At 52.7% G+C, this 20,466-nt stretch carries 18 protein-coding genes and 1 rRNA gene; 12 read left to right on the top strand and 7 right to left on the bottom strand.

The annotated features are described in order from the left end of the window. Window positions 1-102 (top strand): 5S ribosomal RNA (gene rrf / locus KW829_RS22275); the annotation flags it as partial. 105 nt (window positions 103-207) lie between these two features. Here the strand turns inward: rrf and mobB are convergent. Together mobB and mobA are read right to left on the bottom strand one after the other, a co-directional pair. Then, a complete protein-coding gene (gene mobB, locus KW829_RS22270) occupies window positions 208-711 on the bottom strand; it encodes a molybdopterin-guanine dinucleotide biosynthesis protein MobB (protein WP_218309105.1) in 504 nt (167 codons plus the stop codon). Continuing rightward, window positions 708-1,292, bottom strand: a complete 585-nt coding sequence (mobA, locus tag KW829_RS22265) for a molybdenum cofactor guanylyltransferase MobA (RefSeq protein WP_172698848.1) — start codon at window positions 1,290-1,292, stop codon at window positions 708-710. The genes mobB and mobA overlap by 4 nt, the downstream gene beginning before the upstream one ends. 68 nt (window positions 1,293-1,360) lie before the next feature. On the opposite strand from mobA, the gene KW829_RS22260 reads away from it, so the two are divergent. From KW829_RS22260 to dsbA, 3 genes are all read left to right on the top strand, one after another. After that, window positions 1,361-1,630, top strand: a complete 270-nt coding sequence (locus tag KW829_RS22260) for a YihD family protein (RefSeq protein ID WP_010436801.1) — start codon at window positions 1,361-1,363, stop codon at window positions 1,628-1,630. Between the two features lie 75 nt (window positions 1,631-1,705). Continuing rightward, window positions 1,706-2,692, top strand: coding sequence for a serine/threonine protein kinase (locus KW829_RS22255; RefSeq protein ID WP_218309104.1), 987 nt, complete (start codon window positions 1,706-1,708; stop codon window positions 2,690-2,692). A gap of 27 nt (window positions 2,693-2,719) precedes the next feature. Further along, the gene (gene dsbA / locus KW829_RS22250; protein ID WP_010436806.1) at window positions 2,720-3,343 is read left to right on the top strand and encodes a thiol:disulfide interchange protein DsbA; all 624 of its coding nucleotides are present in this window, start codon (window positions 2,720-2,722) and stop codon (window positions 3,341-3,343) included. A 23-nt stretch (window positions 3,344-3,366) separates the two neighbouring features. On the opposite strand, the gene KW829_RS22245 is transcribed toward dsbA, so the two are convergent. Further along, the gene (locus KW829_RS22245) at window positions 3,367-4,275 is read right to left on the bottom strand and encodes an acyltransferase (protein ID WP_218309102.1); all 909 of its coding nucleotides are present in this window, start codon (window positions 4,273-4,275) and stop codon (window positions 3,367-3,369) included. A gap of 439 nt (window positions 4,276-4,714) precedes the next feature. Here KW829_RS22245 and polA point away from each other — a divergent pair, with 439 nt between their 5' ends. After that, window positions 4,715-7,507: a DNA polymerase I gene (gene polA / locus KW829_RS22240; protein ID WP_010436810.1), complete on the top strand. Its 2,793-nt coding sequence runs from the start codon at window positions 4,715-4,717 to the stop codon at window positions 7,505-7,507. 312 nt (window positions 7,508-7,819) lie between these two features. Here the strand turns inward: polA and yihA are convergent, their stop codons facing one another. Next, on the bottom strand, window positions 7,820-8,449 hold the full coding sequence (gene yihA, locus KW829_RS22235) for a ribosome biogenesis GTP-binding protein YihA/YsxC (protein WP_010436812.1): 630 nt from the start codon (window positions 8,447-8,449) through the stop codon (window positions 7,820-7,822). 579 nt (window positions 8,450-9,028) lie between these two features. Between yihA and yihI the strand changes: the two genes are divergently transcribed. Continuing rightward, complete coding sequence (yihI, locus tag KW829_RS22230; RefSeq protein ID WP_089600439.1) at window positions 9,029-9,544, top strand: Der GTPase-activating protein YihI; 516 nt, start codon at window positions 9,029-9,031, stop codon at window positions 9,542-9,544. Window positions 9,545-9,732: 188 nt separating this feature from the next. Continuing rightward, window positions 9,733-11,106 carry an oxygen-independent coproporphyrinogen III oxidase gene (gene hemN, locus KW829_RS22225; RefSeq protein WP_010436820.1) on the top strand — a complete coding sequence of 458 codons (1,374 nt, stop codon included), beginning with the start codon at window positions 9,733-9,735 and terminating at the stop codon, window positions 11,104-11,106. A 67-nt stretch (window positions 11,107-11,173) separates the two neighbouring features. On the opposite strand, the gene glnG is transcribed toward hemN, so the two are convergent. The 3 genes from glnG to glnA all read right to left on the bottom strand — a co-directional run bounded on the left by glnG (window position 11,174) and on the right by glnA (window position 15,227). Then, on the bottom strand, window positions 11,174-12,586 hold the full coding sequence (gene glnG / locus KW829_RS22220; RefSeq protein WP_010436823.1) for a nitrogen regulation protein NR(I): 1,413 nt from the start codon (window positions 12,584-12,586) through the stop codon (window positions 11,174-11,176). A gap of 11 nt (window positions 12,587-12,597) precedes the next feature. Beyond that, window positions 12,598-13,647, bottom strand: coding sequence for a nitrogen regulation protein NR(II) (glnL, locus tag KW829_RS22215; protein ID WP_010436825.1), 1,050 nt, complete (start codon window positions 13,645-13,647; stop codon window positions 12,598-12,600). Between the two features lie 170 nt (window positions 13,648-13,817). Next, a complete protein-coding gene (gene glnA / locus KW829_RS22210) occupies window positions 13,818-15,227 on the bottom strand; it encodes a glutamate--ammonia ligase (protein WP_010436828.1) in 1,410 nt (469 codons plus the stop codon). 387 nt (window positions 15,228-15,614) lie between these two features. Between glnA and typA the strand changes: the two genes are divergently transcribed. The 5 genes from typA to fabY all read left to right on the top strand — a co-directional run bounded on the left by typA (window position 15,615) and on the right by fabY (window position 20,465). Further along, window positions 15,615-17,438, top strand: coding sequence for a ribosome-dependent GTPase TypA (typA, locus tag KW829_RS22205; protein WP_010436831.1), 1,824 nt, complete (start codon window positions 15,615-15,617; stop codon window positions 17,436-17,438). A 132-nt stretch (window positions 17,439-17,570) separates the two neighbouring features. Beyond that, entirely contained in the window at window positions 17,571-18,170 is a 600-nt protein-coding gene (gene yihX, locus KW829_RS22200) for a glucose-1-phosphatase (RefSeq protein ID WP_010436834.1), read from the top strand. Further along, entirely contained in the window at window positions 18,164-19,045 is an 882-nt protein-coding gene (locus tag KW829_RS22195; RefSeq protein ID WP_010436837.1) for a virulence factor BrkB family protein, read from the top strand. Before yihX ends, KW829_RS22195 begins: the two co-directional genes overlap by 7 nt. Next, window positions 19,042-19,479, top strand: coding sequence for a D-aminoacyl-tRNA deacylase (gene dtd, locus KW829_RS22190; protein ID WP_010436840.1), 438 nt, complete (start codon window positions 19,042-19,044; stop codon window positions 19,477-19,479). The genes KW829_RS22195 and dtd overlap by 4 nt, the downstream gene beginning before the upstream one ends. A gap of 44 nt (window positions 19,480-19,523) precedes the next feature. Then, entirely contained in the window at window positions 19,524-20,465 is a 942-nt protein-coding gene (fabY, locus tag KW829_RS22185; protein ID WP_010436842.1) for a fatty acid biosynthesis protein FabY, read from the top strand. Window position 20,466: the final 1 nt, after the last annotated feature.

Genomic DNA, 20,466 nt, shown 5'->3' with positions numbered 1-20,466 from the left:
CGCGGTGGTCCCACCTGACCCCATGCCGAACTCAGAAGTGAAACGCCGTAGCGCCGATGGTAGTGTGGGGTCTCCCCATGTGAGAGTAGGGAACTGCCAGGCATCAATTAAGTAGAGAGGCCATCCGCAAGGATGGCCTTTTTGCGTTTCTGGACCACTGAATTTTGTATTTTGTAGGCCGGGTAAGGCAAAGCCGCACCCGGCAAGTCAGACCGCACACCACCCCAAAATAAACTCTGCAATCCTATCCACGTCATTTAAGTCCAGCACCGGAACCTCAAGCGGCAAAACAACATCACTAGCCACCGCAATCACATGCTCATCCAGCGTTAACTCACTAATATCATGCCCGGCATCGCTCCTGAATAGCAGGATCTTCGCCACAGCCTCGTGCTTAAACCCCTCAACCAGCACCAGATCCAGCGTGGAGTGATCCATTCGGCTGACCAGATACGCGAGATCCAACGGCGCCTCATCCGGGGTTTCTGTCATCAATGCCCAGCGCTGAGTGCTTGCCACCATCGTTTGTGCCGCACCCGCTTTACGCAACTCATAGCTATCTTTGCCCGGTTTATCGACATCCATATTATGATGCGTGTGCTTAATCAAACCTGGACGAATACCTCTGGCGCACAGTGCAGGTATCAGCTTTTTGAGTAACGTGGTTTTCCCGGTACCACTCCAGGCGGAAATTGCTAAAACAGGTGTCATTTCTTCTCCTGCAGTGCCTGCAAATCTTCTGTCGTATTCACGTTCACAAATGCTGGCTTCACATCGCTAAAATCAACCGGATGTCCGCCTGCCTGCCGCATAAACACCATCACCCTTCTCTCTCCAGCAGACAGGTAAGCCTGCAGGTCAGAAACTAACGATATATGAATCAGGGCGATCGTCGGATGATCGCGCTCACCGTCATGTGCCCAAACCACGGGCGAGTCACCGCGCTGTTGTACCATGCGTTCTACCAGGCAAGCCGGAATAAAGGGTGTATCGCAGGAGCAAAAGAGAAACCACACCCCCTTAGCCTGCTGCATGACCGAGAGCATCCCAGCAAGAGGCCCCGGATAATCTGCCAGGTTATCCTGATAAACGGGGAATCCGCTGCGTTGGTAAATAGCGATGTGACGATTAGCACTGAGCGCGATTGTCGACACCTGATCTGCAAGCCTGTCAGCGACATGCTGCCATAAGGGCTTTCCATTCAGCAGCTGGAGCCCCTTATCTTCTCCGCCCATGCGGGTCGCTCTGCCACCGGCCAGAACGACACCGATGATTTTCTGGCATTCATTCACTAATATCGCCTCTTTTATTGTGGGATTGACCCTGCTAACGTGTCTCTCTAAATGAAAGGAGCACCACCATGAAATGTAAACGTCTGAATGAAGTTATTGAACTCCTCCAGCCAGCCTGGCAAAAAGAGCCGGAGCTGAATCTGATGCAATTTTTACAGAAATTGGCGAAAGAGTCAGGTTTTGACGGCGAGCTGACAGACCTTTCTGACGACATCCTGATCTACCACCTTAAAATGCGTGATTCAGCCAAAGATGCTGTTATTCCTGGTATTCAGAAAGATTATGAGGAAGATTTTAAAACCGCATTGCTGCGCGCGCGTGGGGTAATTAAAGAGTAAAAGCTTGTAAGCGGAGCCACCGAAATCGCCACAAGATGATATCCTGAATCATTCGTATAATTTCCGGATGATCGGATGAACGACCAGGCTTTTACTTTCCAGACATTACACCCGGATACCATTATGGACGCCCTGTACGAGCAGGGTATTCGGGTGGATTCTGGGTTAACCCCGTTAAATAGCTACGAAAATCGCGTCTATCAGTTTCAGGATGAGGAGCGCCAGCGCTTCGTTGTAAAGTTCTATCGTCCTAAGCGTTGGTCTGCAGAACAAATTCAGGAAGAGCATCAGTTTGCCCACGATCTGCTGGATGACGATGTTCCCGTTGCTGCGCCCTTGAAATTTAACAACCAAACGCTGCTTACCCACGAAGGTTTTTATTACGCCGTATTCCCAAGCCTGGGCGGGCGTCAGTTTGAAGCTGATAATATCGACCAGATGGAATGGGTTGCCCGCTACCTGGGGCGCATTCATCAGACGGGACGCAAAAAGCCGTTTATTGCCCGCCCGACCATCGGTATTCAGGAATACCTTATCGAGCCACGGCAGGTATTCGAAACCTCGACACTTATTCCTGGTGGATTAAAGGATAAATTCCTTAGCGCGACCGACAAACTTATTGAAGCGGTGAAAGCCAGTTGGTGTGATGACATTCCCACACTGCGTCTGCATGGAGACTGCCATGCTGGCAATATTCTCTGGCGCGATGGCCCACTGTTTGTCGATCTCGATGATGCTCGCATGGGGCCAGCGGTTCAGGATCTGTGGATGCTGCTCAATGGTGATAAAGCCGAGCAGAGAATGCAGCTTGAAACCATTATTGAAGCGTATGAAGAATTTAGCCCCTTTAATTCAGACGAAATTGCCTTGATAGAGCCTTTACGTGCGATGCGTTTTGTTTATTATCTCGCATGGTTAATCAGGCGTTGGGATGATCCCGCATTTCCCCGAAATTTCCCGTGGCTTACCGGAGAGGATTACTGGCGCAGCCAGATATCCACATTTACTGAGCAGGTTAAGGTTCTGCAAGAACCCCCTCTGCAATTAACGCCGATGTATTAATTGGACACACCCAGGAGAGAGTTGATCATGAAAAAAATTTGGCTGGCGCTGGCAGGTATGATTCTGGCATTTAGCGCTTCTGCTGCACAGTTTACCGATGGTAAGCAGTACATTACGCTGGACAAGCCAGTTGCCGGAGAGCCACAGGTTCTGGAGTTCTTCTCGTTTTATTGCCCACACTGCTATCAGTTCGAGCAGGTGCTGCATGTCTCTGACAACGTGAAGAAAAAGCTGCCGGAAGGCACCAAAATGACGAAATACCACGTTGAGTTCCTGGGCCCGCTGGGCAAAGACCTGACTCAGGCGTGGGCGGTAGCTATCGCACTGGGCGTGGAAGATAAGATCACCGCCCCAATGTTTGAAGCCGTACAGAAAACCCAGACCGTTCAGACCACTGCGGATATCCGTAAAGTATTCGTGGATGCCGGTGTGAAAGGTGAAGAGTACGATGCCGCATGGAACAGTTTCGTGGTGAAATCACTGGTTGCCCAGCAGGAAAAAGCGGCTGCTGACCTCCAGCTTCAGGGCGTTCCAGCGATGTTTGTTAACGGCAAATATCAGCTGAACATGCAGGGCATGGACACCAGCAGCATGGATATCTTCGTACAACAGTATGCTGATACCGTGAAATATCTGGTTGAGAAGAAGTAAGATTGTTGATGTAAAAACGCCGGTCAATGACCGGCGTTTTTGTAAGAAGCTTTAATGTTGTCTATCTGCTCGTCTTTCTCTTTCCAGAGCGTATTAAGCCAAAGCTGGAAACGACGTTTAAAATTCTTATCGTTAACGTAATCACCGTGCAGTTCCGTCTCAACAGGAACCAGATCAACGTGAACCACAATACGCGTCAGTTTGCCGCTGAGCATGTCATAAAATGGCGTCTTATCGTTCTCCGGGTAGCAAAGCGTAACGTTCAATAATTTATCGAACTGCTCGCCCAACACGTTCAATGCCATCGCAATGCCCGCAGCTTTAGGCGGCAGTAAGTGCTGATAAGGGGAGCGAGTCTGACTGCGCTTCTCTTCGGTAAAACGAGAGCCTTCTACAAAGTTAACAATCGTCGTTGGATGCGCACGAAATTTTTCGCAGGAGCGGCGTGTGGTTTCCACATCTTTACCGCGTCGTTCCGGGTGACGAAGTAAATAGCTGCGTGAATAGCGTTTCATAAACGGCATATCCAGCGCCCAGCAGGCCAGGCCAATGAAAGGCACCCAGGCCAGTTGTTGTTTCAGGAAATATTTATTCATCGGGATATGTTTGCGAAACAGCACACATAACACCACGATGTCAGCCCAGCTGTGATGATTGCAGATCAGCAGATACCAGTTCTTTTTGTTGAGTCTTTCCAGACCCTGAACATCCCACTTCAGGTGCGGGTTAAGGCACAGCAGAATCGCCAGCCCTTCGCACCAGCAATACATCATAAAATTACAAAACGCAGAAACGGCTCGCCACACCGAGTGCACAGGCAGCAGCAGCTTAATCATTCCGGCAATAATGATCGGCACTGAACAGGCGATAGTCACCAGAATGGTTAAAATGATGCTTAACAGTAGTGTTATTGCAGCGAGCAATTTCGACATAATCAGTATTTTCAGGTGGTTAGCTTAAACTAAGCCGCCGCATATACGGCGCAGGGCGCTGAGTTTATCAGAAAACAGACTAAAAAATGGTGCTTTCACGCGGCGGGGGTGCGGCTTTTACCTGCTATAGCAGATATGTCTGCGATGACGGAATAAACGAGGCTTATATCCACATAGACTAAATTGTCATCAATTCGCAATATGGATAATGAGTACTTACTTAATATGATGATAATAAACAATAAATTATATAATGGGATAGGAGTTTTACGGCTGTTATTCATATGTAGTGAAAGTATGCACAAACTTATCCACAGTTTGATTTTTGCGAGCGATCCTCTCGATCGCAAAATCTTTTCCTGTATCAGGCGCTAATAACTGATGTTTTCATCCTTCTGTGGCATCCTTTACCCATAAATTGATTAAAGGCACGGACATTATGGTTCAGATCCCAGAAAACCCTCTTATTCTCGTCGACGGCTCTTCTTACCTGTATCGGGCATACCATGCGTTTCCTCCTCTGACCAACAGCGCAGGGGAACCCACCGGCGCAATGTACGGCGTGCTGAACATGCTGCGTAGCTTGATCCTTCAGTATCAGCCAACCCATGCGGCAGTGGTCTTTGATGCAAAAGGTAAAACCTTCCGCGACGAGTTGTTTGAGCATTACAAATCCCATCGTCCGCCGATGCCTGACGATCTGCGAGCACAGATCGAGCCGCTGCACACCATGGTGAAAGCGATGGGGCTGCCGTTGCTGGCCGTTTCTGGCGTTGAGGCCGACGACGTTATCGGCACGCTGGCGCGTGAAGCAGAAAAAATGGGCCGTCCAGTGCTGATCAGTACCGGTGATAAAGACATGGCGCAGCTTGTGACGCCAGGTATCACCCTGATTAACACCATGACCAACACCATTCTGGGGCCTGAAGAAGTCGTCACAAAATATGGCGTGCCGCCTGAACTGATTATTGATTTCCTCGCGTTGATGGGCGACTCCTCAGATAACATCCCTGGTGTGCCGGGCGTCGGTGAAAAAACCGCGCAGGCGCTGCTTCAGGGGCTGGGCGGGCTGGATACGCTCTACGCGGAATCGGATAAAATCGCCGGGCTCACCTTCCGTGGTGCGAAAACCATGGCGGCGAAGCTGGAAGATAACAAAGAGGTGGCTTATCTCTCTTATAAGCTGGCCACAATCAAAACCGATGTCGAGCTGGAACTGGGCTGTGAGCAGCTGGAAGTGCAACAGCCTTCCGCTGACGATCTGCTGAGCCTGTTTAAGAAATACGAATTTAAGCGCTGGACCACTGACGTGGAAGCCGGTAAATGGCTGCAGGCAAAAGGCGTGAAACCTGCCGTGAAGCCGAAAGAGACGATTGTTGTGGATGCTGAAGAGCAGGCAGACGAAGAGGTCGTCGCGCTCTCTTTCGACAACTACGAAACCCTTCTTGAAGAGTCACAGCTGGTCGCCTGGATCGAGAAGCTGAAAAAAGCGCCGGTCTTTGCCTTTGACACCGAAACTGACAGCCTCGATAACATCTCGGCCAACATGGTGGGTCTGTCATTTGCCACCGAACCGGGCGTTGCGGCCTATGTCCCTGTTGCACATGATTACCTGGATGCGCCGGATCAGATCTCCCGCGACCGCGTCCTTGAGCTGCTGAAGCCGATTCTCGAAGATGACAAGGCGCTCAAAGTTGGGCAGAACCTGAAATATGACCGCGGCATTCTGCAAAACTACGGTATTGAGCTGCGCGGCATCGCCTTCGACACCATGCTGGAATCCTACATTCTGGACAGCGTGGCAGGCCGTCATGATATGGATTCCTTATCTGACCGCTGGCTCAAGCACAAAACCATTACGTTTGAAGAGATTGCCGGAAAAGGTAAAAATCAGCTCACCTTTAACCAGATTGCGCTGGAAGAGGCGGGTCGTTACGCGGCGGAAGACGCCGATGTGACGCTGCAGTTGCACCTGAAGATGTGGCCAAAGCTGCAAAAGCAGGAAGGCCCACTGAACGTGTTCCAGCATATCGAAATGCCGCTGGTGCCGGTGCTGTCCCGCATCGAACGCAACGGCGTAAAAATCGATCCAACGGTGCTGCATAACCACTCGGGTGAACTGGCGCAGCGTCTGACCGAGCTTGAGCAAAAAGCCCATGAGCTTGCCGGAGAGCCGTTTAACCTGTCGTCGCCTAAACAGCTGCAAACTATCCTGTTTGAAAAGCAGGGCATCAAGCCGCTGAAGAAAACCCCTGGCGGCGCGCCATCAACCTCTGAAGAGGTGCTGGAAGAGCTGGCACTGGATTATCCACTGCCAAAAGTTATCCTCGAGTATCGCGGTCTGGCGAAGCTTAAATCGACCTACACCGATAAGCTGCCGTTGATGATTAACCCGAAAACGGGGCGTGTGCATACCTCTTATCATCAGGCGGTTGCTGCAACCGGGCGTCTCTCGTCGACCGATCCCAACCTGCAGAACATTCCTGTGCGCAATGAAGAGGGTCGTCGTATTCGTCAGGCCTTTATTGCGCCAGAAGATTATCTGATTGTCTCTGCGGACTACTCACAAATTGAGCTGCGCATTATGGCGCACCTGTCGCGTGATAAGGGCTTGCTGACCGCGTTTGCCGAAGGGAAGGATATTCACCGGGCAACGGCCGCTGAAGTCTTTGGCCTGCCGCTGGATAGCGTGACAAACGAACAGCGTCGCAGCGCGAAAGCGATTAACTTCGGTCTGATTTACGGGATGAGCGCCTTTGGCCTGTCACGCCAGCTCAACATTCCGCGTAAAGAGTCGCAGAAGTATATGGATCTCTACTTCGAACGCTACCCGGGCGTACTGGAGTATATGGAACGCACCCGTGCGCAAGCGAAAGAGAAAGGCTACGTTGAAACGCTGGATGGTCGTCGTCTGTATCTGCCGGACATCAAATCCAGCAACGCGGCGCGCCGTGCAGGCGCAGAGCGTGCGGCTATCAACGCCCCAATGCAGGGAACCGCTGCTGACATCATCAAGCGTGCGATGATCGCCGTGGATGCCTGGCTGGAAAAAGATAAACCGCGCGTGAAAATGATCATGCAGGTACACGATGAACTGGTGTTCGAAGTGCACAAAGACGATCTTGAAAAAGTGTCTCAGAAGATCCACGAACTGATGGAAAGCAGCATGAAGCTGGACGTTCCGTTGCTGGTGGAAGTGGGGAGTGGCGAAAACTGGGATCAGGCTCACTAAGGGTTCATGGAATAACGCGCGTTTTATGTAAGTTAGCAACATAACGACGTGCGTTTTGTGACAATCATTAGAATTCCCTATGTAAAGAATGAAAAAAAACTACAAAAAGTGCTTTTTCTACAGATAAAAAAGGGGTAGAGTTAACGACGTAGGGTACAGAGGTAAGATGTTCTATCTTTCAGACCTTTTACTTCACGTAATCGGATTTGGCTGAATATTTTAGCCGCCCCAGTCAGTAATGACTGGGGCGTTTTTTATTGCGGCAAAGAAAATGTCAGGAAAAAAAAAGCGCGGACATTGCCGCGCTCATATTTACTCTTCTTCCGCTTCTGTCGCGGGTTCCAGCTCGTTAAACCAACTGTCGAGCTTCTGACGCAGTTTATCCACGCCCTGTTTTTTCAGCGAGGAGAATGGCTCAACCTGCACATCACCGTTAAATGCCAGCACCGCTTCGCGAACCATATTCACCTGTGCTTTTCGCGCACCGCTAGCCAGCTTATCGGCTTTGGTCAGCAGAACCAGCACGGCGATATCGCTCTCTACAGCCCAGTCGATCATCTGCTGATCGAGATCTTTCAGCGGATGGCGGATATCCATCAGCACCACCAGACCTTTCAGGCACTGGCGTTTTTCCAGGTACTCACCCAGCGCACGCTGCCATTTGATCTTCATCTCTTCAGGTACTTGCGCATAGCCGTAGCCCGGTAAGTCGACCAGGCGTTTGCCTTCTGCAACTTCAAACAGGTTGATCAGCTGAGTACGGCCAGGTGTTTTTGAGGTGCGCGCCAGGCTCTTCTGATTGGTCAGCGTATTCAGGGCGCTGGATTTTCCCGCATTGGAGCGGCCAGCGAATGCCACTTCAATACCCGTATCAGAAGGCAGGTGGCGAATATCAGGCGCACTGGTGACAAAATGCGTCTGTTGGTAGTTCCAGGTAGTCACGTGGTCGTCTCCAAAAATCGTAATCTGCGGGGGATTATACCTGAATGCGGGCAAAAGGCTTTTCCCATCGTACCAGGCACGTAAGCGAAAACCCTCTCATGTGTAAGAGATCGGCTACAAACCCTATGGGATATTTAAGAGAAATCGCAGGCGTTTAAAAATGCAAACTATTAAATATCATAGACTTGATAGTGAGTAATAATCCGAAAATCCGTTTTTGTACCCTTTCGTTGCTTGTTAGTTTAAGGGAAAAAGGTAAAGTGTGCGTCAAGGCGAGGATGCCAACAGGATTACGACTTAAGGATAAGGGTCAGGAGCGCCAGGAGGCGAAGACTCGGGATTGTCAGGATGACGGGCGCCTGGAGGCGTTTTTACAGGAAATGGAACCGTATCACGGACGGTATTTGCCAAGGGATAAACAGGGTTTGTTGTTGGTAAACATGGAATGTCTGACCCGCTAAGGGTTGTGAGTCAGGAAAAAAGGCGACAGATTGCTCTGTCGCCTTTTTTCTTTGCTTGCTTTCTGCTAGATTTCGCCGCAATTCTATACTGAATAAAACGGCTTAAAGATAAAACATCATGAAAAAACCGACCACCGCAGCGGGCGCGAAACGCCCAGCAAAAGCACGCCGCAAAACGCGCGAAGAACTGAACCAGGAAGCGCGCGATCGCAAACGCGATAAAAAGCATCGTGGCCATGCTGCGGGTAGCCGTGCAAGTGGTAGCGGTGCAACGGGCGCTTCTGCAAAAGGTAAGGCGCAGAAAGATCCCCGTATCGGCAGTAAAACTCCCATTCCACTGGGCGTGACAGACACCCCGGTCACTAAGCAGCACAAACCAAAGAGCGAGAAACCTATGCTTTCACCGCAGGCTGAGCTGGATTTGCTGGAGAACGATGAGCGCCTGGATGCGCTGCTGGAACGTCTTGAAGAAGGTGAAACCCTGACCGCAGAAGAACAGTCATGGGTTGATGCCAAACTGGACCGCATTGATGAGCTGATGCAGAAGCTGGGCCTGTCATACGACGATGACGAAGATGAAGAAGAAGACGAGAAGCAGGAAGATATGATGCGTCTTCTGAAGGGTGGAAACTAACATTTGCACCCGGCAGGCTCAATAGTCCTGCTTATAACCCTTCCGGTTATATGTTATCTGGTGTGGTTATTCGTTAAACTACGGCGGTTGTCGCGGCGACATCAGTGGCTGCGCACCCGAATGATGGCTCGCAATGGGGCCAGACCGGGCCGCCGTAAACGAACGCGACACCAACGGAAGGAGTGAGCATGTCAGCACCAACTATCGACTGGGATTTGGCCCTAATCCAGAAATATAACTATTCCGGGCCGCGTTATACCTCATACCCCACCGCGCTGGAGTTCTCCGATGCTTTCGGCGAGGCGGATTTTCAGCAGGCCGTCGCGCGCTATCCCGAGCGTCCGCTGTCGCTCTATGTCCATATTCCGTTTTGCCACAAGCTCTGCTACTTCTGCGGATGCAATAAAATCGTTACCCGCCAGCAGCACAAAGCCGATCAGTATCTTGATGCGCTTGAGCAGGAAATCCTGCACCGCGCGCCGCTGTTTGCCGGTCGTCACGTCAGCCAGCTTCACTGGGGCGGCGGCACGCCAACGTACCTGAATAAAGCGCAGATCAGCCGTTTGATGGCGCTGCTGCGCGGCAACTTTAATTTTAACGACGACGCTGAAATCTCGATCGAGGTCGATCCGCGCGAAATCGAGCTGGATGTACTGGATCACTTACGCGCCGAAGGTTTCAACCGCCTGAGCATGGGCGTACAGGACTTCAACAAAGAGGTGCAGCGTCTGGTCAACCGCGAGCAGGACGAAGAATTTATCTTTGCCTTACTCAACCACGCGCGTGATATCGGCTTTACGTCGACCAATATCGACCTGATTTACGGCCTGCCAAAGCAAACGCCGGAGAGCTTCGCCTTCACGCTGAAGCGCGTGGCTGAACTTAACCCGGACCGTCTGAGCGTCTTTAACTATGCGCACCTGCCGACGCTGTTTGCTGCTCAGCGCAAAATCAAAGATGCCGATCTCCCTTCTGCTCAGCAGAAACTGGATATTTTGCAGGAAACTATCACCTCGCTGACCGAAACCGGTTATCAGTTTATCGGGATGGATCACTTTGCCCGTCCGGATGACGAGCTGGCGATTGCCCAGCGCGAAGGCGTTCTGCACCGCAACTTCCAGGGCTACACGACACAGGGCGATACCGACTTGCTGGGGATGGGCGTCTCGGCCATCAGCATGATTGGCGACTGCTACGCGCAGAACCAGAAAGAGTTAAAACATTATTATCAGCAGGTTGATGAAACGGGCAACGCGCTGTGGCGTGGCATCGCGCTCACCCGCGACGACTGCATCAGACGCGATGTGATTAAGGCGCTTATCTGCAATTTCCGTCTCGATTTCAGTGACGTGGAAGCACAGTGGAATCTGACCTTCAGCGATTATTTTGCAGAAGATCTGAAGCTGCTTGCCCCGCTGGCCAAAGATGGGCTGGTGGATGTTACTGAGGGTGCCATTGAGGTCACGCCGAAAGGGCGTCTGTTGATCCGTAATATCTGCATGTGCTTTGACGCCTATCTGCGTCAGAAAGCGCGCCTGCAGCAGTTCTCGCGGGTTATTTAAGCCGCTTTCGGCTTAGGCAACCGCGAAATGTAGGCCGGGTGCGAAGCGCCACCCGGCACTGCCAAAATCACTCCATTCCCAGCTCTTTAAGCTTGCGCGTCAGGGTATTACGTCCCCATCCCAACAGGCGAGCGGCCTCCTGCTTATGGCCCTGCGTATGACGAAGCGCGGTGGTTAACAGCGTACGTTCCATCTCAGGCTGAGCTTCAGACAGCAGGTTTTGATGACCGGAACGCAGTGCGCGGTCAGCCCACTGTGCCAGCAGCGTTGCCCAACTGTCCGGCAGCGCGTGACCGGTGCTGCTTTCAGGTGCAGTGGCTTCAAACAGCTCTGCGGGTAAATCCTGAATCAGCACTTCCTGTCCGGCTGCCATCACGGTTAACCAGCGACAGGTGTTTTCCAGCTGGCGCACGTTGCCCGGCCACGCAAGTCGGGTGAGGGCGGCATCGGTTTCCGGGTGAAGCAGCTTGGCCTCCACGCCAAGCTCGCGGGCTGCCACCTGCAGGAAATGACGCGCCAGGCGGGGAATATCTTCCCGGCGCTCGCGCAGCGGCGGCAGGTGAACGCGGATAACGTTCAGGCGGTGGAATAAATCCTCACGGAATTTTCCCTCCTGCACGCGCAGCTCCAGGTTCTGGTGCGTCGCAGCGATAATGCGCACGTCCACCTTCACCGGCGCATAGCCGCCCACGCGGTAAAATTGCCCGTCGGCCAGCACGCGCAGCAGGCGGGTCTGAACGTCCAGCGGCATATCACCGATTTCATCCAGGAAAAGCGTCCCGCCGTCAGCCTGCTCAAAGCGCCCCTGACGAATAGTATTCGCCCCGGTAAACGCCCCTTTTTCGTGGCCGAACAGCTCGGACTCAATCAAATCCTTCGGGATGGCCGCCATATTCAGGGCGATGAAGGGCGCTTTAGCTCGCGGGCTATGGCGATGCAATGCATGGGCAACCAGCTCTTTACCGGTACCCGATTCGCCGTTAATCAATACGCTGATGGACGAACGCGACAGACGCCCGATGATGCGAAACACATCCTGCATCGCAGGCGCTTCACCGATGATGTCCGTAGTGGGGCCAAAATCGGGCGCATTACGAGGCTGCTGTTGTTCCTGGTAGTGGCTGATGGCGCGTTCAACCAAAGCCACCGCCTCGTCGATATCAAACGGCTTTGGCAGGTAATCAAACGCCCCTTGCTGGTAGGCGCTCACTGCGGCATCCAGGTCGGAGTGCGCCGTCATTATGATGACCGGAAGCATTGGGTGGCGTTGTTTGATCTGCTTTAAAAGCGCCAGCCCGTCCATTCCCGGCATGCGAATATCCGAAAGCAAAACATCTGGCGTTTTGGTGGTGAGTGCGTCGAGCACCTCGCTGCCGCTCTCAAACGTCGTGCAGCTTAACCCCGCCCCAGTGAGCGCGCGTTCCAGCACCCAACGGATGGAGCTATCGTCATCGACTACCCAGACTATCCCTCGTTGCATAAACGTCACCTTTATTTTTTAATCGGCAGGAAAACCGAAAACTCGGTATGTCCCGGCCAACTGGTAAATTCAATTTTGCCAGAGTGTTGGTCGATCAAACTGCGGGCAATGGATAACCCCAGCCCGGTGCCGCCTTCGCGGCCGCTGACCATTGGGTAAAACAGCGTGTCCTGCAGATGCGGCGGGATACCCGGACCGTTATCTTCAACGTCGATACGTGCCGCCAGACGATAGCGCACGCCGTGCAGCGTGAGCTGGAAGGCGGTGCGGGTACGTAAAATAATCTCGCCCCCTTCCGGTCCCAGCGCCTGTAGCGCGTTACGTACAATGTTCAGCAGAACCTGTTCAATCTGGTCCGGGTCATGCGCCAGTTCCGGCAGGCTTGGGTCGTAATCGCGCACCAGCGTGACGTTCTCTGGCAGTTCCATTGAGACGAGCTTCACCACCCGTTCCGCCACTTTATGAATGCTTTCAGAGACGTGCATGCCCGGCTGCTGCGGCCCAAGAAGACGGTCAACCAGATTACGCAGGCGGTCGGCCTGCTCAATAATAACGTTGGTGTACTCTGCCAGCGCAGGGTCGGGCAACGCCTTGGTCAGCAGCTGTGCTGCACCGCGTAACCCACCCAGCGGGTTTTTTATCTCATGCGCCAGGCCACGCACCAGGTCACGAGCGGCAATTTGCTGCGCATGCTGAAGCTGCTCCTGGCTGAGCCGACGCTGATTATCCATCGGCGCCATTTCCAGCAGGATCAGTCCTTCGGGAAGACGTTGCGCGGTAAGAGAGAGAATATGTGAACGCCCGTCGATCACCAGTGTCACTTCGTTATCGGTGAACCCCTGTCCGGCCTGCAAACTCTCCTGCATCAGGCCAATATTCAGCGAAAAATAGCTCAACAGTTCAGGAAGCGGGGTGCCAAACAGCTTGCGTGAGCTCTGGGCGAGCAGTTGCTGCGCTGCCGGGTTGGCGTAATGCACCGCCAGCTCGTCATCGACCAGCAAGATACTGTTAATTAGGGAATTGAGGATCTGCCCAGCATCGGGCAGCGTGCCAGTTGCCATTCAGCAGTCTCCTGGAGTTGGTTGCACTAATTTAGTGCAGTATAGCTTTTTCGGCGTAAAAAGCGCGTCAGATCAGGTTGTTGGTGGAGAAAAAAGCCCATCCGGAGATGGGCTAAAAGTTTCCACGGCAACTACTCCCGACGTTTATCACGCCGGGTAAAACAACTCGATTAAACGCTGTAGTACAGTTCGAACTCAACCGGATGCGGAGTCATACGCACGCGGTCGTTCTCTTCGATACGCAGCGCGATGTAAGCGTCGATAGCTTCATCGGTGAACACGCCGCCAGCCGTCAGGAACTCACGGTCTGCGTCCAGCGCGTTCAGTGCTTCTTCCAGAGAGCCTGCAACCTGTGGGATCTCTTTCGCTTCTTCTGGCGGCAGGTCATACAGGTTTTTGTCCATGGCTTCGCCAGGGTGGATCTTGTTCTTAATACCGTCCAGACCGGCCATCAGCAATGCTGCGAAGCACAGGTATGGGTTAGCCGCTGGGTCCGGGAAGCGTACTTCGATACGACGTGCTTTCGGAGACGCAACAACCGGGATACGGATAGAAGCAGAACGGTTACGGGCAGAGTACGCCAGCATGACGGGTGCTTCGTAGCCTGGGACCAGACGCTTGTAGGAGTTGGTGGTTGGGTTCGCCAGGGCGTTGATCGCTTTAGCGTGTTTGATAACACCACCGATGTAGTGCAGCGCTTGCTCGGACAGACCCGCGTACTTGTCGCCAGAGAACAGGTTAGTGCCGTTCTTGGACAGGGACATATGGCAGTGCATACCGGAACCGTTGTCGCCAAACATTGGTTTTGGCATGAAGGTCGCGGTTTTACCGAAACGGTGCGCAACGTTGTGCACAACGTATTTGTAGATCTGAATCTCATCCGCTTTTTTGGTCATGGTGTTGAAGCGGGTAGCGATTTCGTTCTGGCCAGCGGTCGCCACTTCGTGGTGATGCGCTTCCACAACCAGGCCCATCTCTTCCATGATCAGACACATGGTAGAACGGATGTCCTGTGAAGAATCGACCGGAGGAACCGGGAAGTAACCACCTTTCACGCCAGGACGGTGACCTTTGTTACCACCTTCGTATTTGGTGGAAGAGTTCCATGCGCCTTCGATGTCATCGATAGCCACGTGGGAACCTGAAATTGACGCGCCGAAGCGGATGTCATCAAACAGGAAGAACTCTGGCTCTGGCCCGAACAGAACGGTGTCTGCGATGCCGGTAGAACGCAGGTACTCTTCAGCGCGTTTCGCGATGGAGCGTGGGTCACGATCGTAGCCCTGCAGCGTGCCTGGCTCGAGGATATCGCAACGGATGATAAGGGTTGGCTCTTCGAAGAACGGGTCAATGAGCGCAGTGGTTGCGTCTGGCATCAGAACCATGTCGGATTCGTTAATGCCTTTCCAGCCACCAATGGAGGAGCCGTCAAACATTTTGCCTTCTTCAAAGAATTCGGCGTTCACCTGATGAGCAGGGATTGTGACGTGCTGTTCTTTACCTTTGGTATCGGTGAAGCGCAGATCAACAAACTTCACTTCATGTTCGTTCAGCATCGTCAAAACGTGTTCAGCGGACATACTTAACTCTCCAGATTGGTCATTGTCGTCGTGGTAACGAGGTCTTCAACTTCTATCAAGGTGGCTGTGATGCCATCTTTTTGCCGTATTTTTATAAAGCGAAATCTGTGCCAACTTTTAAAACACCCCAAAAAGGCGTTATCATGCGCACCATAGTGCAAAAGGGCTGCACCACAATGGATTTGTTGCACCAGTATAGTGCTTCAATGTGAACATTGAGCACCATATTGGTGCAATTTACGTTAAAGTGCCCTTTTACCGCTCCGTGAAAGCGATCACAAAGCATCTCTGCAATACTTGTTTGCGGGGGATGTTTGTGATCCTGTTTTGTAGTGCGATTAATCCGTGTACAATAACGCGCTATTTCTAAATGCCTGAGGCAAAGTTGTGATCGAAAAATTGCGTAACATCGCCATCATCGCGCACGTCGACCATGGTAAAACTACCCTGGTTGATAAGCTGCTGCAGCAGTCCGGTACATTTGATGCTCGTGCCGAAACTCAAGAACGCGTGATGGACTCCAACGATTTGGAGAAAGAGCGTGGGATTACCATCCTCGCCAAAAACACCGCTATCAAATGGAATGACTACCGTATCAACATCGTTGATACCCCAGGGCACGCCGACTTCGGTGGTGAAGTTGAACGTGTAATGTCCATGGTAGACTCCGTTCTGCTGGTCGTTGACGCAATGGATGGCCCAATGCCCCAGACGCGCTTCGTGACCAAAAAAGCGTTTGCTCATGGTCTGAAGCCAATTGTTGTTATCAACAAAGTTGACCGTCCTGGCGCGCGTCCTGACTGGGTTGTTGATCAGGTCTTCGACCTGTTCGTTAACCTCGACGCGACCGACGAGCAGCTGGACTTCCCTATCGTTTACGCTTCTGCGCTGAACGGTATTGCAGGTCTGGACCACGAAGACATGGCTGAAGACATGACCCCGCTGTACCAGGCGATTGTTGACCGTGTTCCTGCACCAAACGTTGATCTCGACGGCACCCTGCAGATGCAGATCTCTCAGCTCGACTACAACAACTACGTTGGCGTAATCGGCATTGGTCGTATCAAGCGCGGTAAAGTTAAGCCTAACCAGCAGGTCACTATCATCGATAGCGAAGGCAAAACCCGTAACGGTAAAGTTGGTAAAGTACTGACTCACCTGGGTCTTGAGCGTATCGAGAGCGACATCGCTGAAGCGGGCGACATCATCGCCATCACCGGTCTGGGTGAACTGAACATCTCCGACACCATTTGCGATCCGCAGAAAGTCGAAGCGCTGCCAGCCCTGTCCGTTGATGAACCAACCGTATCCATGTTCTTCAACGTCAACACCTCTCCGTTCTGTGGTAAAGAAGGTAAGTTCGTTACCTCTCGTCAGATCCTTGACCGCCTGAACAAAGAGCTGGTGCACAACGTTGCGCTGCGCGTTGAAGAAACGCCAGACGCTGATGCATTCCGCGTTTCCGGTCGTGGTGAGCTGCACCTGTCAGTTCTGATCGAAAACATGCGTCGTGAAGGTTTCGAGATGGCGGTTTCCCGTCCGAAAGTTATCTTCCGCGAAATCGACGGCCGTAAACAAGAGCCGTTCGAAAACGTAACGCTGGACGTTGAAGAGCAGCATCAGGGTTCTGTGATGCAGGCTCTGGGTGAGCGTAAAGGCGACCTTAAAAATATGAATCCAGATGGCAAAGGCCGCGTACGTCTCGACTACGTGATCCCAAGCCGTGGCCTGATCGGCTTCCGTTCAGAGTTCATGACCATGACTTCTGGTACGGGTCTGCTGTACTCCACCTTCAGCCACTATGACGATGTTCGTCCGGGCGAAGTAGGCCAGCGTAACAACGGCGTTCTGATCTCCAACGGTCAGGGTAAAGCGGTTGCGTTCGCACTGTTCAGCCTGCAGGACCGCGGTAAGCTGTTCCTGGGTCACGGTGCAGAAGTTTACGAAGGCCAGATCATCGGTATTCACAGTCGTTCTAACGACCTGACTGTAAACTGCCTGACCGGTAAGAAACTGACCAACATGCGTGCGTCAGGTACTGACGAAGCAACGGTTCTGGTTCCACCGATCAAGATGACCCTGGAGCAAGCTCTGGAGTTCATCGATGACGACGAACTGGTAGAAGTGACTCCACAGTCAATTCGTATCCGTAAACGTCACCTGACCGAGAACGATCGTAAACGTGCAATGCGCGGTGCGAAAGAAGAGTAATTCACTCCTCTTTAAGTCTCTAAAACCCCGTCCTTGTGGCGGGGTTTTTCTTTTTCTGCGTTGTGTCCCTCTCCATAGCCAAACCTTATCTTTCCCGCTACAGTTACTTTTCCACGGCGAAAGGAGATAAACATGCTTTATATCTTTGACTTAGGAAATGTAATCGTCGATATCGATTTTAATCGGGTGCTGGGCGCATGGAGCGATTTTAGCCGTGTGCCCCTGGCGACGTTAAAACAGAATTTCGCGATGGGTGAGACATTCCACCAGCACGAACGCGGTGAAATCAGCGATGAAGAATTCGCAGAGCGTTTCTGCCATGAAATGGATCTGCCGTTAAGCTACGAGCAGTTTTCCCATGGCTGGCAGGCAGTTTTTGTCGCGATCCGCCCGGAAGTGACCGACATCATGCATAAACTGCGCGAGCAGGGGCATCGCGTGGTGGTGCTGTCAAATACCAACCGCCTGCATACCACGTTTTGGCCGGATGAATACCCGGAGATCCACGCGGCAGCAGATAAAATTTATCTCTCCCAGGAGATGGGCATGCGCAAGCCAGAAGCGCGTATTTATCAGGCGGTTCTGCAGGAAGAAGGATTCTCCGCGGCTGATGCGGTCTTTTTCGACGACAACGCCGATAATATAGAGGGAGCTAACCAGTTAGGTATCACGTCAATTCTGGTGACCGGAAAAGAGACGATACCGAACTATTTTGCGAAGCAGTTATGCTAAAAACCGTTCATCAAAAAGCCACGCACCATACCCGGCCACTTCGGGCATGGCTGAAGCTGCTCTGGCACCGCATTGATGAGGACAACATGACGACGCTGGCAGGGAATCTCGCCTATGTGTCGTTGCTCTCATTGGTGCCGCTGGTGGCGGTCATCTTTGCCCTGTTTTCCGCGTTTCCGATGTTTGCAGATGTCAGCCTGCAGCTTCGCCATTTTGTTTTTGCAAACTTCATTCCGGCCACCGGCGACGTCATACAGAACTATATTGAGCAGTTTGTCGCCAACTCCAGCAAGATGACGGCGGTGGGCGCCTGCGGCCTCATCGTCACGGCGCTGCTTTTGATGTATTCCATCGACAGTGCCCTCAACACCATCTGGCGAAGTAAAAAAATCCGTCCTAAGGTTTACTCCTTTGCCGTGTACTGGATGATTTTGACCCTCGGTCCGCTGCTGGCGGGGGCGAGTCTGGCGATCAGTTCCTATCTTCTTTCTCTGCGCTGGGCGAGTGACTTAAACAGCGTGATTGATAACGTTCTGCGCATCTTCCCGCTCATTTTATCGTGGCTCTCGTTCTGGCTGCTTTACAGCGTGGTACCGACGACGCGCGTACCTAACCGTGATGCCATCGTTGGAGCGTTGGTCGCAGCCGTGCTCTTCGAGCTGGGCAAGAAAGGTTTCGCGCTTTACATCACCATGTTCCCGTCTTATCAGCTGATTTACGGCGTGCTGGCGGTGATCCCCATTTTGTTTGTCTGGGTCTATTGGACCTGGTGTATCGTCTTGCTTGGTGCCGAAATAACTGTCACTCTCGGAATATACCGCGAACTTAAAAAAGCAGCAGAAGCTGAAAAACAACAAGAAGCAGACCAACCATGATTGCATTGATACAGCGCGTAACCCGTGCCAGCGTCACCGTGGAGGATGAGGTGACGGGTGAAATCGGCCCAGGACTTTTAGTGTTGTTAGGTGTCGAAAAGGATGATGACGAACAAAAAGCCAACCGCCTGTGCGAGCGCGTGCTGGGCTACCGCATCTTTAGCGATGCGGAAGGCAAGATGAACCTCAACGTCCAGCAGGCGGGTGGAAGCGTGCTGGTGGTTTCCCAGTTTACGTTGGCCGCAGATACCGAACGTGGCATGCGGCCTGGTTTTTCTAAAGGTGCTGCGCCAGAATGCGCAGAAGCCCTTTACGAGTACTTTGTTGAGCGCTGCCGTCAGCAGGAAATGAATACGCAAACCGGACGATTCGCTGCAGATATGCAGGTATCGCTGGTGAACGATGGCCCCGTCACATTCTGGCTCCAGGTATGAGCCAACTGGCGGCGTGGCCGCGGGTAACCAGAGAGAGTACAGCTATGTATCACCTTCGAGTACCGCAAACGGAAGAAGAGTTAGAGGTCTACTACCATTTCCGCTGGGAAATGCTGCGCAAACCCTTACACCAACCCAAAGGGTCTGAACGCGACGCCTGGGATGCGATGGCGCACCATCAAATGGTGGTGGATGAAGAGGGTAACCTCGTCGCCGTTGGGCGACTGTATATCAATGCCGACAATGAAGCCTCTATTCGCTTTATGGCGGTTCACCCGTCCGTGCAGGATAAAGGGCTCGGTACCCTGATGGCGATGACGCTGGAGTCCGTCGCCCGTCAGGAAGGCGTTAAGCGCGTCACCTGTAGCGCCCGTGAAGATGCCGTCGAGTTCTTTGCCAAGCTCGGTTTTGTTAACCAGGGCGAAATTACCGCCCCGCAGACCACGCCGATTCGCCACTTTTTGATGATCAAACCCATCGCCACGCTGGATGACATTCTGCATCGCGCGGACTGGTGCGGTCAGCTGCAGCAGGCGTGGTATGAGCACATCCCGCTCAGTGAAAAAATGGGCGTGCGCATTCAGCAGTACACAGGGCAGAAATTTATTACCACCATGCCGGAGATCGGCAACCAAAATCCGCACCACACCCTTTTTGCAGGCAGTCTCTTCTCGCTGGCGACCCTGACCGGCTGGGGGCTCATCTGGCTAATGCTGCGCGAGCGTCATCTGGGCGGCACCATTATTCTTGCTGATGCACATATTCGCTACAGCGCCCCCATCAGCGGCAAGCCGAGCGCGGTGGCCGATCTCGGTGCACTGGGTGGCGATCTTGACCGTCTGGCGCGAGGCCGCAAAGCGCGCGTACAGATGCAGGTTGAGCTGTTTGGCGATGAAACGGCGGGCGCGGTGTTTGAAGGAACGTATATCGTCCTCCCGGCGAAGCCCTACGGCGCGTATGAAGAGGGCGGGAACGAGGAGGAGTAGT

The organism is Enterobacter sp. ENT02, from assembly GCF_019219165.1.
GTDB lineage: Bacteria > Pseudomonadota > Gammaproteobacteria > Enterobacterales > Enterobacteriaceae > Enterobacter > Enterobacter mori.
Note: the sequence above shows the minus strand (reverse complement) of the source record. Positions and strands in the feature narration are given on the sequence as shown.

What these genes read in the sequence shown, in the direction of transcription:
- mobB (WP_218309105.1), bottom strand. Translation starts at nt 711, where the DNA reads ATGACACCTGTTTTAGCAATTTCCGCCTGGAGTGGTACCGGGAAAACC.
- KW829_RS22260 (WP_010436801.1), top strand. Translation starts at nt 1,361, where the DNA reads ATGAAATGTAAACGTCTGAATGAAGTTATTGAACTCCTCCAGCCAGCC.
- KW829_RS22255 (WP_218309104.1), top strand. Translation starts at nt 1,706, where the DNA reads ATGAACGACCAGGCTTTTACTTTCCAGACATTACACCCGGATACCATT.
- dsbA (WP_010436806.1), top strand. Translation starts at nt 2,720, where the DNA reads ATGAAAAAAATTTGGCTGGCGCTGGCAGGTATGATTCTGGCATTTAGC.
- KW829_RS22245 (WP_218309102.1), bottom strand. Translation starts at nt 4,275, where the DNA reads ATGTCGAAATTGCTCGCTGCAATAACACTACTGTTAAGCATCATTTTA.
- polA (WP_010436810.1), top strand. Translation starts at nt 4,715, where the DNA reads ATGGTTCAGATCCCAGAAAACCCTCTTATTCTCGTCGACGGCTCTTCT.
- yihI (WP_089600439.1), top strand. Translation starts at nt 9,029, where the DNA reads ATGAAAAAACCGACCACCGCAGCGGGCGCGAAACGCCCAGCAAAAGCA.
- hemN (WP_010436820.1), top strand. Translation starts at nt 9,733, where the DNA reads ATGTCAGCACCAACTATCGACTGGGATTTGGCCCTAATCCAGAAATAT.
- glnG (WP_010436823.1), bottom strand. Translation starts at nt 12,586, where the DNA reads ATGCAACGAGGGATAGTCTGGGTAGTCGATGACGATAGCTCCATCCGT.
- glnL (WP_010436825.1), bottom strand. Translation starts at nt 13,647, where the DNA reads ATGGCAACTGGCACGCTGCCCGATGCTGGGCAGATCCTCAATTCCCTA.
- glnA (WP_010436828.1), bottom strand. Translation starts at nt 15,227, where the DNA reads ATGTCCGCTGAACACGTTTTGACGATGCTGAACGAACATGAAGTGAAG.
- yihX (WP_010436834.1), top strand. Translation starts at nt 17,571, where the DNA reads ATGCTTTATATCTTTGACTTAGGAAATGTAATCGTCGATATCGATTTT.
- KW829_RS22195 (WP_010436837.1), top strand. Translation starts at nt 18,164, where the DNA reads ATGCTAAAAACCGTTCATCAAAAAGCCACGCACCATACCCGGCCACTT.
- dtd (WP_010436840.1), top strand. Translation starts at nt 19,042, where the DNA reads ATGATTGCATTGATACAGCGCGTAACCCGTGCCAGCGTCACCGTGGAG.
- fabY (WP_010436842.1), top strand. Translation starts at nt 19,524, where the DNA reads ATGTATCACCTTCGAGTACCGCAAACGGAAGAAGAGTTAGAGGTCTAC.